The 12,875-nt window shown below is 67.1% G+C and carries 10 protein-coding genes; 4 read left to right on the top strand and 6 right to left on the bottom strand.

Going from position 1 to position 12,875, the window contains the following annotated elements; translation table 11 throughout:
• Positions 1-52: 52 nt before the first annotated feature.
• Positions 53-2,032: a TonB-dependent receptor domain-containing protein gene (locus ACILRJ_RS07895; protein ID WP_395682145.1), complete on the bottom strand. Its 1,980-nt coding sequence runs from the start codon at positions 2,030-2,032 to the stop codon at positions 53-55.
• Positions 1,999-2,910, bottom strand: a complete 912-nt coding sequence (locus tag ACILRJ_RS07890) for an NAD-dependent epimerase/dehydratase family protein (protein WP_395682143.1) — start codon at positions 2,908-2,910, stop codon at positions 1,999-2,001. Before ACILRJ_RS07890 ends, ACILRJ_RS07895 begins: the two co-directional genes overlap by 34 nt.
• 137 nt (positions 2,911-3,047) lie before the next feature.
• Between ACILRJ_RS07890 and ACILRJ_RS07885 the strand changes: the two genes are divergently transcribed.
• Positions 3,048-3,884, top strand: coding sequence for a helix-turn-helix transcriptional regulator (locus ACILRJ_RS07885; protein WP_395682141.1), 837 nt, complete (start codon positions 3,048-3,050; stop codon positions 3,882-3,884).
• Here ACILRJ_RS07885 and ACILRJ_RS07880 read toward each other — a convergent pair.
• Positions 3,775-5,757 (bottom strand): hypothetical protein, encoded by a 1,983-nt coding sequence (locus ACILRJ_RS07880; RefSeq protein WP_395682139.1) that lies wholly within the window; start codon positions 5,755-5,757, stop codon positions 3,775-3,777. The two genes, ACILRJ_RS07885 and ACILRJ_RS07880, sit on opposite strands and share 110 nt — an antisense overlap.
• A 194-nt stretch (positions 5,758-5,951) precedes the next feature.
• On the opposite strand from ACILRJ_RS07880, the gene ACILRJ_RS07875 reads away from it, so the two are divergent.
• Both ACILRJ_RS07875 and ACILRJ_RS07870 read left to right on the top strand, forming a co-directional pair.
• Entirely contained in the window at positions 5,952-7,631 is a 1,680-nt protein-coding gene (locus ACILRJ_RS07875) for a hypothetical protein (protein ID WP_395682137.1), read from the top strand.
• Between the two features lie 18 nt (positions 7,632-7,649).
• Positions 7,650-8,945: a PQQ-dependent sugar dehydrogenase gene (locus ACILRJ_RS07870; protein ID WP_395682135.1), complete on the top strand. Its 1,296-nt coding sequence runs from the start codon at positions 7,650-7,652 to the stop codon at positions 8,943-8,945.
• An 85-nt stretch (positions 8,946-9,030) separates the two neighbouring features.
• Here the strand turns inward: ACILRJ_RS07870 and ACILRJ_RS07865 are convergent, their stop codons facing one another.
• Together ACILRJ_RS07865 and ACILRJ_RS07860 are read right to left on the bottom strand one after the other, a co-directional pair.
• Entirely contained in the window at positions 9,031-9,558 is a 528-nt protein-coding gene (locus ACILRJ_RS07865) for a hypothetical protein (protein WP_395682133.1), read from the bottom strand.
• Between the two features lie 21 nt (positions 9,559-9,579).
• The gene (locus ACILRJ_RS07860) at positions 9,580-9,972 is read right to left on the bottom strand and encodes a BON domain-containing protein (protein WP_395682131.1); all 393 of its coding nucleotides are present in this window, start codon (positions 9,970-9,972) and stop codon (positions 9,580-9,582) included.
• A 352-nt stretch (positions 9,973-10,324) separates the two neighbouring features.
• Between ACILRJ_RS07860 and ACILRJ_RS07855 the strand changes: the two genes are divergently transcribed.
• On the top strand, positions 10,325-11,668 hold the full coding sequence (locus tag ACILRJ_RS07855) for a PQQ-dependent sugar dehydrogenase (RefSeq protein WP_395682129.1): 1,344 nt from the start codon (positions 10,325-10,327) through the stop codon (positions 11,666-11,668).
• A 36-nt stretch (positions 11,669-11,704) separates the two neighbouring features.
• On the opposite strand, the gene ACILRJ_RS07850 is transcribed toward ACILRJ_RS07855, so the two are convergent.
• Positions 11,705-12,850, bottom strand: a complete 1,146-nt coding sequence (locus tag ACILRJ_RS07850) for a hypothetical protein (protein WP_395682127.1) — start codon at positions 12,848-12,850, stop codon at positions 11,705-11,707.
• Positions 12,851-12,875: the final 25 nt, after the last annotated feature.

The raw sequence follows: 12,875 nt of genomic DNA, 5'->3' as shown, positions 1-12,875 counted from the left end.
ATGTCTTGCCGTGATCAACGTCGTCCCGCGGACGGCAGCGCCACGCTCGCCGTCAGAAGCCGCGACTGATCGACAGCGACACGCTGCGCGGCGGCGAGTACTGGAGGCCGCCCGACCGGTCGACGATCCATCCATAGCCGTCGAAGAGGTTGTCGACGCCGATACGCAATGCGAGCGGGCGCTCGCGATCGGAGGACATCCAGCGCAGGCCGCTCGCGACATTCGTTCGCGATGGCGCGCGCAATCCGCTGCGCACATCGACGAGCGCATCGCCCTGGTAGGTGACATTCGCGTCCACGCTGATGCCGTGACGCGGGGACAGCAGATAGTCGGCGTACAGCAATGCCTGCCGCCCGGGCACGCCGACCGGCCGCGCCGATGCCCGCATCGCCTCGTGGCCGCCGACCTTTGCATCCATCCACAACAGGCCACCCAGCAGGGTCAGGCGCGCCGTTGGTCGGCTGCGCAGCGAAATCTCGATGCCATGGTTGTCGAGGTTGCCGACCGCGCGGTACGTATTCGCGTCGTCGAAGTCGGCATGCGGCCGACGAAGGCGGAATGCATTCGCCTGCACGACCAGCAGGTCGTCCATCCGATAGCTGAGTCCGATCTCCTGCTGCGTGCTGCGTACGTCGGGGAGCAACTCGCCCGGATTTGCCGCGATCGACGGCGCGATGCCGAGGCTTTCGCTGCCTTCGGTGTAGTTGGCGAACGCGAGCCATTCGTCGCTGAGCGCGAAACGCCCGCCGAGCGAGCGCAACAGCATCGATCCGCTGCTGCCGACCTGCGGCGAGGACGCCGCCTGCAGGTCATTGGAGGTATCCACCCGCTGCAGGCCGACGTTCGTCTCGAACCGTGGGCTCCACCGGATGCGATGATCGTAGCCGTGACCGAGTTGCCGAAGCCCGGCGCGATCCTGCGGCAAATACTGCAATTCGGGGCGCGCCACGGGCGTGTACGCGCCCGGAACAACGGGGCCGAGGTCGACTTCGACATCGCTACCGTAGCGGCGCGCGAGATCGCGGCCACGCACGCTCCACGTACTCCGTTGCTCGACACCCGCGACCCGCCAGTCCTGCACCACGCGCACTTCACCCGAAGTGGACGTGCGCTCGCCGTCCGCACTCGCGGAGACGATCTGGCGCGCTTCGCCCGGTCGGTCCACGTCGAGGATGAACGTGTCGAAACTCTCCGTCGGCTTCCAGCTCGACTGGAAGAGGCCGGCGCGAAGCTCGAGCGTCGCCGACAGTTTCAGTGACAGCAGAACACCCTGGTTGGCGTTGCTGCCGTTCTCGCGCGCCCACTCCTGCGACAACCGGGTGCGTCGCGGCACCTCGCGCGGAAGCGCCTCGCCGGAAACATGGAAGTACGGGTCCGAGTAGCCGTGCCAATAGCGCTGCCTGTCGAGGAACACGAGCGCTTGCATCCCGTCCCCGGCCACGATGTCGGCGACGATGCCGAATCCGCTTTCGCGCCCCGTGCTCGCGGCGCCCGTGGAGGGCCAGTCGTTCGTCCCACCGATATGCATGCCGATCATTCCGTCACTCGATCGACGCCCGGCTTCGACCGCGATGCGCCGCGCATCGAAGGGACCGAATGCGACCGATGCGTCGGCGTGCGTGTCGTTCGCTCGTTTCAACCGGTAGTCGGCGATGCCGGATGGCGACGCGAACGGGCGTCCCGCGGCGGCAAGCCCCACGTCGATCCGCTCGGAGGAGAGTACGTCGTCGGTGAATTTCGCCTGCCAATCGAAATACAGGCCTTCCACACGCACGTTTCCGGCACGGCTCGGACTGAACCCACGCACGTTCTGCGCGTCGTAAAGTCCGATCGACTCGCCCGCCGCTTCGTAGCCGAAAGCGTCGTCCGCGTCGGCGACGACATTGACGTCGGCCCGTTGGGCGAACGCGCCCGCGGCCGTGCACGAAAGGCAAGCCGCCAGCAGCCACCGGCCGCCGACCGATCGGAGCAGGGCTCGCCTGCTGTGCCGGTCGCGCGTCACGACCGCGCGCCTCGCAGCATTCGTGCGCATGCCGCGCTTGTACCTGCGACGAAGTCGGCGGCGCGCGGGTGCCAGTCGAGCGCGCGCGACCGCGGTGCGACCAGCGCCACGTCGCGGCGCATGATCTCGAGCGTATGCGCAGAGAGATGCCGCGCGGCCTCGCGTGACGACATCGCCACCAACTTGGCTCCGCAGGTCGAAGCGATGGCGCCGGCGACGCTTTCGACGCTGCGCGCGTGCTCGTCGACGGCGTGGAAGATGCCGGATGCGTCGCGCGCGAGGATCGCGGCGTAGAGCGCCGCGATGTCGTCGAGATGGATCAGCGACCACCGGTTCGTTGCATGCTCGGCAATGTACGGAAGCATGCCCCGACGCCGCGCCGTGTCGAACAAATCGACGATCGTGCCGCCGCATTGGCCGCCATGGATCATGCCGGGCCGAACGATCGACACCCGCATGTCGCGTCCTTCATCGATCAGGTTGCGCTCGAGCCCGAGTCGCCAATGGCGCTGGGCACTGGACGCATCTGCGCCTTCGGGCTCGCCGACACAGCGCTCGTCGTCGATCGAAGGAAGATAGGCATTCGACGTGTAGACGAAACGCGTGCCGCCATGGCGGGCTGCGCGCAGCAGCGCGAGGCTGACCATGACGTCCAGTTGCCAGTGTTCGCTTCCGTCACCGAGGTATTCGAAGGCGCAGTGCACGATCGCGTCGGCCGCTTGAGCCCGCGCGAGGTAGGACGTCGGATTTCCGAGGTCCCCGCGAACCGCCGTCGCCCCGATTCCCTCGACGCGACGTGCGCCATCGTCGCTGCGGACGAGCGCGTCGACGCGATGGCCGTGTTGCAACAACGCGACGGCAACGGCCGAGCCCAGGTAACCCGTCGCACCGGTGATGAAGATATTCAAGAGTGCCGCACTCGATGGAACAGGCCGCGTACACTAGGTAGATGTCGCCACGCCCGCTTTCAAAATCCGATCGCCGCCGCGCGGCTCCGGTCGCCATCGACGGGTCGGCGTGGCAACCCGATTACGATGTTCGATGGGTGCACGCAGACGACAGCGTCGGCGTCGCGCGCTGGCGCTGCGACGGCAGCCATCATTCCGCGGGCGGCGAGGAAGAAGTGCCCCGCTTCGTCGAATTCAACTTGCAGACGCGCGGTGCGCACGTGCGCACGATCGGTCGTCGAGCGCATGTCGTCGAACCGCTGCAACAGAGCCTCTGGCCGTGCGGTTCGGCCTATCGCCTGTCGGAAAACATCGGCCGCGCCCAATCGGCGACGCTGGTGTTCGCCAAGCCGGAAACAATCGACCAGGTGCTCGCCGAAATCGATGGGTCGCACGGCGGTACGCTGCAGCGCCTGCTCGCACGACCGGCCACGATCCGCTCCGACACCGTCGCGATCGCGCATGCGCGGCTGCTCGGCGCGAGCGATGCGCTCGCGCGCGAGGAATTCGCGCTCGGATTGATGCGTGCATTCCTCGCCGCCGCGCTCGATCGCGACGGGTGCCGGCATGCGCCGTCGGTGGCGGAATCGGTCGCGCTTCGCCGCGGCATGGCGTTCGTGGCCAGTCATTTCCGCGAGTCGTTGTCGTTGCGGCGGATCGCGCGCGAGGCGGGGCTTTCCGCTTCGCGCTTCAGCGCGATCTTCGCGCGCGAGATCGGGACGCCGGTCTGGCGCTACGTCACGGACCTGCGCCTGCAGGATGCGCTGCGCTTGCTGGCCGCGGACGCCGACGGCGACCTCGCTTCGCTCGCGCTCGAGCTCGGCTTCAACTCGCACAGTCATTTCTCGACGGCCTTCCGTACGCGCTACGGCTGCACGCCGACGGCATTTCGCCATGGGCGCGACGGCACCGCGCAGACCGAGCGGCGCGCATGAGGAACCCGAACGGTGTCGGTCGGCGCACATGCGCCGACCGCGGGCCGTAGCGATCCGGCTGCGCGAGGATGTCCACTGAGCGTCCGCGCCCGTACACATCGGTGCCACCGGAGTACGTCGTGAAATCGACGCCGGCCGATCCGGGCATCAGGCGATAGGTGAAGTCGGTCGAGAATTCGGGGCGTCCGAACACGAGCGAATCGCCCGTCCCGAAGTAGATGCCCGAATACAGCACCGAAGAAACCGGCGCACCGCCGAACTGCAATGGATCGATCCAGAACAGGTAGACCTGCGGCTGGTCGACGATCGAGTCGCGCAGGAAGAAGTTGTATGTCGCGTTGCTGAAGATGCGCGAGGAGACGTCATTGTGCGCGATCGTGGCGGAAGTGAGCTCGAAGTAGGAACCCTGGCGTTGCTCGAGAACCGACGCGACGGTGTTCTCGACGATCAACGCCTGCGAGGCGGACAGCGAGGCGCTGGGAAAACCGTCGTCCTGGCCGACGCGAAACAGGCTCTTGGCCCAGTTCGAACGCATCCGCAGCTTGTCCAGTGTTATCCTGGCGCCATTGCGCGCCTCGTACATCGCACTCTCGTCGCCCCACAGGCCGCCGGGAAGCGCGTAGTTGCCATCGACGTCGTTGCAAAACTGGCCCTCTGAGCAGGTGGACTGCACGAGCGCGCAGGACGCATCGTTGCGGTAGACGGCACCGGCGCCGTCCAGCGCCACGATCGACCCGCTGACGTCGGCATGGTTGTCGAAGTAGGAGGCGTTCCAGGTGCACACGCCCGAAACGTCGTCGCCGTTCTGCGGCGCCTGTGGCCTGCTTACGTAGACGACGGCACCGCGGCCGCGCGCGTGGTTGGATGCCATCCAGTACGGATGCGCGGCATCCTCCGACGTCATCGTGACGACGGCGCGACCGCGCGACGAACCCAGGCGCGCGTGGTCCGTGAGTGCAAGTACGCCGCCGTTGCGCGCCTCGTTGTAGGCGAACGACGCATCCGCGAACACATCCGGACGCGGCGACAGGTGAATCGTGACGGGCGAAACAGCGAGCAGCGCGCCGCCGTCACCTGCGGTCCGATTCGAGGCGACCTTGAGGTTGCGCCCGTTCATCGTGAGCATCGACTGCGGATTCATCGCGATGCCGCCGCCTCCCTCGACCGCGAAGTTGGCCGAGATCTCGACGTTGTCCCACGCCGTGAACGCGGCCGTGCCGGCGCTCGACATGAGGACGATGCCGCCACCCACGGAATTCGCCTGGTTCTCGGCGATCCTCGTCGTCGCGATGTTGAGGCCGATGCTTCCGCTTTGCGCGAGCAACGCGATGCCGCCACCCATGCCCGCGGTGTTGCGGTCGATCAGCGAGTCGGTGATGTTCAGCGTACCGTTGCCGGCGAAACGGATGCCGCCACCGGCCGCCGTCGCGCTGGAGGTCGCGTCGCCTCGCGTGAAGCGCAACTTCTCGATCGTCACGATGCCGCCATTGATGGTCAGCACGGGAGCCGCCGCGCCGCCGTTGCCGTGCAGCTCGGTCATGCCGCTCGGCCAAGCGTCCCAGCAATCGTCGAACCCGCCGACGATCTTCACGTCCTGTGCGGGCGATACCAGCGCCTGGTTCTGGTAGTAGCCGCCATTGACGTCGCGCGTGACCCAGATTTCGTCCGCGCCCGGGTTGCGCGCAGCGGCCGTGAGCGCCTGCTGCACGGTCGGGAAACTGCAGTTGTTCGAAAGGCCGCTCTTGCCGACGGTGTAGATCATCGCGTGCGCCGGCATGGCGAACGCCGAAGCGACGACCAGCGCCGCTGCCGGCATGAATGCACGAACGCAGCAGCGGCGACCGCTGCCACGGGATTCGAAACTGTTTCGCATGGGAACTCCGTCTGGTGGCGCGGCGCCTGCAGCACGTCTGCAACGTCCGCAATTGCGCAAACGTCGGATTCCTTTTGCGCGCGCCATGCATTCTGTCCGTTGGCGCTCTCCCTCACGGTCCGTCGTTCATCCCTGCACCGATGACTCGCACGACGCCCTGCCGGCGTCGGCGCTCGACGACCCAGGAATACGATGTGACCACTCGAACGACTTCTCGCTGCATCCGCCTGCTGCTCTGCCAGTTCTCGCTCGCGTGCCTTGCAGCGGCCTCACTGTTCGCCATCGAGGCGGAAGCAGGCACGATCCTGGTCGGCAAGACGCCGGGCGTCTGCACCAAGTACACGCTCGAAAGCGCCATCAAGTGGGCCAACGAACTGGACGGCTACAACGTCATCATCGTCACCGACGACGCGCCCGCAGGGGAATACCGCGAGAACGTGCATGTCGGCGACCTCAAGCCCGGACTGCAGCTGGAGATCCACGGCGGTTACCGGAGTTGCACCGACCCGGTACCCTCCGGGAGCTTCACGCGCATTCGCGGCGCCTCGACCGGCGCTCCCGTTCTCCGCCTGGGTGGCGACACCGCCGATGTTTCGGTGACGGGCCTGGTGTTTTCCGGCGGCTCGAACGGCATCGAACTCGACGGACCCATCAAGATGCACCTCGCCGACGACATCCATGTCGTCGACAACCAGTCCGATGGAATCCGCCTGCACTATTCGGGTGGCGCGGACGCCACCGTCAAGCCACGCCTGGACCTTCGCGGCAGCGTGGAAGTGGCGCGCAACGGCGGCGCCGGCATCAGGGCACACGACAAGGGCGTGCTGGAGATCCAGAGCACGTCCGTTCGCGTATGGGACAACGGCGGCCACGGCGTGGAGATGCATTCGCCATCGGAAGCCCGCATCAAGGGCAGCGGCCCCACGCTGTGGGGAAACCACGGGTACGGTCTGTGGATGGAATCGACGGCCTCGTTTTCCGGGGTACGCAATGTGTACGTCGACTCGATCGAAAGCGCCGCGCCGATGGAAATTTCGCACAACGAAGGTGGCGCGGTTTACGTGCGCGCGCCTTCGGCCGGCGACGCCTACCATGCAATCGTCGGAGACGTGATCCTGCGCGGGAACGCAGGCAGGCCGATCCTTGTCGAAGGCATCGGAGCCACCCTGGCGATCGATCCGGGCATGTGCAGATTGCAACCATCACCCGGTCACGGGTGCGGCATGTTCGACAACGAATCCGCCAATGGCGCCCTTCCGCTGATCGCGGCCATCGGCGGCGCGCGCATCGCGCTGGACGGCATGTGGATCTCCGGCAACAACGCGTCGGCGATCCTTTCGACCAACCTCGGCACAGGGGTCGCGGATTCTTCGATCACCTTGCGCCAGTCCATCGTCACGGGCAATACGCTGCGCGACAACGTCTTCGAATCCCTCAATGGGGGCAGCGTGCAGATCGACCGGACGACCGTGATGGCCAACGGCGGATTCTTCGGCGTCAGCTTTGTCAGCATCGACCCGTTGCTGCTGCAGACGACCGACAGCATCATTGACCAGCCGCAGCGATTGCTGATCGTCGAAGGTGACGGATCGACGACGCATTTCCAGCGCGTGCTGGCACCCAATCGCGACGGCGCGTCCGCCGAGGACGACATTCCGCTCGGCCGCGCGATCTTCCGCGACGAGGTCGGCCGCCTCGCCGTCGAATCGCCCGGTACCGATTACGCCCCGGCTGCCGGCAGTTCGGATTTCGAGGGAGCGCCGCGCAACGTCGATCTACCTGGTGTCGGGAACGGCGACAACCCACGCGACCTCGGCGCGTTCGAAACGTCGATCGACGTCGACTGGATATTCTGGACCGGATTCGAGCGATAGCCGAAGGCCGCCAGCACGGTGTGCGCGGCCGATGACACGGCCCTGCGCACGGGCAAGTCCGCGTTCGGAAGCTGGCACGACGATGCGCCGGGTGTGCGCCGGCAATTCCGCGCCGGCGACCTGCCCGATCCGGCGAGCGAACGCTCGACCGTCGGCGCGAGTCCCGCGTTGCATGCCGACCGCGGCGAACGCGTGCCGAGCGTGCCCCCGGGATTCGCCGTCGAACTCGTCGCGAAGGGGCTGCACGGCCCGCGCGTACTGCGCGTCGCGCCGAATGGCGACCTGTTCCTCGCCGAGACCGGTGGCGGACGGATCCTGGTTTTCAGGCCGGACACGGACGGCAAGCTGCCTTCCGAGCCGAAGGTGTTCGCGAAAGGTCTCTCCGATGTCTATGGCATGACGTTCTTTCCGCCGGGCCCGGAACCGACCGCGCTCTATGCCTCGCAGACGACGAGCGTCATGCGCTTCGCTTATCGGAGCGGCGACACGCAGGCGGGCGCGCCCGCGACGGTCGTGCTCAAGGATATTCCAGGCGGCGGTCATTCCACGCGCGACCTCGCCGCACCGAATGCGCAGCAGTTGCTGGTCGCGGTCGGCTCCGCATCCAACATCGCCGACGGCATGCCGAAGAAGTCCGCCGCCGACATCGCCGCGTTCGAACACGCGTCCGCGCGCGGCGCGGCGTGGGGCACGGAAGACCGTCGCGCCGCCGTGTGGAGCATCGCACCTGACGGCACGAACGCCCGCCTGTACGCGACAGGCCTGCGCAATTGCGCCGGCATGGCGGTGCAGCCGGCGACGAAGATGCCATGGTGTGTCGTCAACGAGCGCGACGGGCTCGGCAACGACCTGCCGTTCGAGTATGCGACGCGCGTGCGCGAACATGGTTTCTACGGCTGGCCGTGGTTCTACATCGGCGGCTATGTCGATCCGCGCCGCGCCGGCGAGCGGGACGACGCGCTGCGCGCCGACGTCATCACGCCCGACGTGCTGATCCAGCCGCATTCCGCACCGCTAGGCATCGCGTTCTACGACGGCACGATGTTCCCGTCCGACTATCGCGGTGATGCCTTCGTGACCCTGCACGGCTCGTGGAATCGCACGCCGCGCACCGGATACAAGGTCGTGCAGTTGCATTTAGCGAACGGCAAGCCGGCCGACGAATACAGCGACTTCATGACCGGTTTCGTTGTCGACGACGCGCACGTCTGGGGACGCCCGACCGGCATCGCCGTCGCACGCGACGGCTCGCTGCTGGTGTCGGAGGACGAGGGCGGCACGCTGTGGCGAGTGCGCGCGATACCCAACCCTTGATGCGTCATTGCAAGGGGCGATACGTCGCCTACGCGAACGACAAACGCCGGCCCTGAGGCCGGCGTTGTCGCATTGGTGCATTGGGTCAGGCGGCGGACTTCACGCTCGCCTCGGAACCCGTCGAGATGTCGCTGGCATTGAAGCGCTTGAAGATGTCCTTGGCGACGTCCCGCTGATTCGAATCCTCGGTGTGTACCGAGATCAGGATGTTGCCTTCGCGGATCTTCGCGTCGTAGCGCTTGGCTTCGAATTCCGGGATGCCCATGCCGATGAGCCCACCGACCACGCCGCCGGCCGCCGTTCCGATGGCGGCACCACCGAGCGCGGCCATGATCGGGCCCGCAGCGATGAACGGACCCACGCCCGGGATCGCCAACGCGCCGATGCCGGCCAGCCAGCCGAGCGCAGCGCCGACGCCAAGGCCGGCCACGCCACCGGTGGTCGCCCCTTCCGGCGCCTTGGTGCTGTTCTGGTGGGCGAAATCCTTGGTCGAGCGCTTGTCGGGCATCAGCGCGGAAATCGAATCGTTCGTGAAGCCCGCGCCCTTGAGCGCGTCGACGATGTTCTCGGCCTGGGGCGTGGTGTTCGCAATGCAATAAACGGAAGCCTTCATGGTGTTCTCCTTGGGGGAAAGTTAATTGGCAATATCGAGCTGGTTGTCGACCCGGTTCACACCCGCCACCGCACCGACGATCTTCGCGACGCGCGCTTTCTCGTCGGCGCTCGCGACGGGACCCCGCAACACGACCACGCCGCCGCTGGCGACGAGCTTCACGTTGTGGGCCTTCATGGACAGCGACTTGTCGTCCATGATCGCGCTGCGGACGTTCGCAGCGACGTCGATGTCGACCTTGTTGTTCGGCTGGTCCATCGGCGTGGTCGTGTCGTGGTCCTGGTCACGCTTGTTCACGGCGGTATTGTCGGCCGGCGTCGCCGAGTCGGCGGGCACCGTCCGCTCGCTTGCGGAAACGAAGCCGGCGCTCGAGAGCACGCATGCCGCGAGCAACGCAACTGATGTCTTGTTCATTGCAGTCTTCCTTCTGCTGCGACGGGATATCGCGAGTAGATTGCACGGTGGCGGTTTGCGGGTGTATCGGTTGTGAACGTCTCCGGATCTGCACGGCTGCGGTTAAGCCGCGCAACTGGACGCGGACGCGGGAGATGCGTTGCGTTGGTCGCATCGACGGCACCGTCGGCGCCTCTACGCCGAATCACGTCGGCAGCCGTCGCCGTCGAAATGGGCTGTGGCGAGCGGTCCCTGAATGTCCGCAATCGTCATTGCCTCACATCCGTGAACGCCAACGGCACTTATGCCTGGCGACAACCGCATGGCAGACTGTGCCCGCGCCTGCCCAACGTCCTTATCTGCGAGGTCGATCATGCGGACCGTCGTCCTGGTACTCCTGGGTTTTCTGGTCCACGGCATGGCCAGCGCGGCCGGCGATGCGTCGCTGCGCACAGGCAAGTCCGCGTTCGGCAACTGGAGCGACGACGCACCAGGCGTTCGCCGCCAATTCCATGCACGTGACCTTCCCGATCCGGCGAGCGTGCGCTCGACCGTCAGCGCGAGTCCGGCGCAGCACGCAGCGCGCGGCGCGCGCATGCCCAGCGTGCCGTCGGGATTCGAGGTCGAACTCGTCGCCCAAGGACTCGACGGACCGCGCGTGCTGCGCATCGCTCCGAACGGCGACGTGTTCCTCGCGGAAACCGGCGGCGGTCGCGTGCTCGTCTTCAGGCCGGGCGCGGACGGCAAACTCCCGGCCGAACCGATCGTCTTCGCGAAGGGGCTCGCAGACGTCTACGGCATCGCCTTCTTTCCGCCGGGGCCGGAGCCGACCGCACTCTACGTCGCCCAGCCGACGCGCGTCCTGCGTTTTCCGTATCGCAGCGGCGACACGCAGGCCAGCGCGGCCGGCACAGTCGTGCTGAAGGACATTCCCGGCGGCGGGCACTCGACGCGCGACCTCGTCGCGCCGAATGCGCAGCAACTGCTGGTCGCGGTGGGCTCCGCGTCGAACATCGCCGACGGACTGCCGAAGAAGTCCGCCGAAGACATCGCGACGTTCGAACGCACGCATGCGCGCGGTGCCGCCTGGGGCAGCGAGGAACGTCGCGCGTCCGTCTGGAGCATCGCCGCCGACGGATCGTCGCCGCGCCTGTATGCGATCGGCCTGCGCAATTGCGCCGGCATGGCGATGCAGCCCGCGACGAAGCTGCCATGGTGCGTCGTCAACGAGCGCGACGGCCTCGGCAACGACCTGCCGTTCGAGTACGCGACTCGCGTGCGCGAGCACGGCTTCTACGGCTGGCCGTGGTTCTACATCGGCGGACACATCGACCCGCGCCGCGCCGGCGAGCGCGACGATGCGCTGCGCGCCGAAGCCATCACGCCGGACGTTCTGATCCAGCCGCATTCCGCGCCGCTCGGCATCGCGTTCTACGACGGCGCGATGTTCCCGCCCGACTATCGCGGCGACGCGTTCGTGACCCTGCACGGCTCATGGAACCGCACGCCGCGCACCGGCTACAAGGTCGTGCGGTTGCGCTTCAAGGATGGCACTCCCACGGGTGAATATGTCGACTTCATGACCGGCTTCGTCGTCGACGACGCGCATGCGTGGGGCCGCCCCACCGGTGTCGCGGTCGCGCGCGACGGCTCGCTGCTCGTCTCCGAGGACGAGGGCGGGACAGTGTGGCGGGTGCGCGCGAAGGCGGGACCATGACGCACCTGTCGTTCCTCCACGGGTGCTCCGCGCCGATCAGCCCTCGAAGCCACTGATGAACACGCCGTCTCCGGTCGCGGCGCAGGTCTGCACGCTGCACTTGGCGAAGTGCACGCTGCTCGTGGTTTCGTCGTAGTAGCTGATCACCGCGGCGCCATCCGAGCCGATGGCGATATCGCTGCTGTCGCCGACGATCTCGTCGTGGCGATGGTCGACGGTGAGCAGGTCGACCGCTCCGGCGCAGTCCGGTGTGCGGCATTCGGCGACGGCGAGCACGCAGTCGACGGCGTCGGCGAAGCAGCGGCGATAGCTGATCACCGGGTTGCCGTCGGGTCGGATCGCGATTGCGTTGAACACGCCGGCCTGGCGCCCGCGATCGTCCAGCAAGGACACGATCGCAGGCTGCGCGCACGCCGCGTCGGTGCACTTGGCGACCTTGAGCGCGCCCTGCTGGTGGAAGTCGTAGTAGCTGATGACCGGATTGCCGTCGGCGCCGATCGCGATCGAGGCGAATTGCCCGACCGAGGGCTGGTCGAGGTCCTGCGTCGTGCGACTCGCGCAGGTGGCGTCCGTGCACTTGGCGACGCGCAACGCTCCGCCGGGCATCACCGCATACGCCAGGACCGGCAGGCCGTCCATGCCGATCGCGACGTCGACATGCTCGCCGATGATGGTGAGCGGATCGTCATCGACGGTGACGATCGACACGCTCGTGCAGGCGGCGTCCACGCACGCGGCCAGGCGCAGCGACGCGTTGCTGAGGTCGTCGTAAGCGACCACCGGATGCCCCGCGCCATCGAGCACGAGCGATGCGTACAGGCCGACGTCGTCGGTGGGGTCGTCGATGGCGCGCACGCTGCCGTCGTCGAACGCAAGCGCACCGGCCGCGGTGTCGTAGTAGGCGAGCAGCATGCCGTCGCCCGCATCGAGCACCATCGATGCGCTCGTCCCGACCGCGCCGGCGACGGTCCCGAAAGTGAAGTCGCTGCAGTCCAGCGCGGTGCAGGTCGCGAACCGGAACGAACCGTCGGCCGCATTGCCCCAGGCGACGCGCGGCATGCCGTCGCTGCCGATCGCGATGGACGTGTTGGTGTGCAGGTCCTGCGTGGCGGCGGCGTCCAGTCGCGTGATTGTCGCCGCGGGCGCCGACATGAAGATCGCAGGCGCAAGCAGGATTGCCAAGGCTGTTGCGGGTCGCATATCGATG

It is taken from the genome of Dokdonella sp. (assembly GCF_044227025.1).
Taxonomy (GTDB): Bacteria; Pseudomonadota; Gammaproteobacteria; order Xanthomonadales; family Rhodanobacteraceae; genus Dokdonella_A.
Note: the sequence above shows the minus strand (reverse complement) of the source record. Positions and strands in the feature narration are given on the sequence as shown.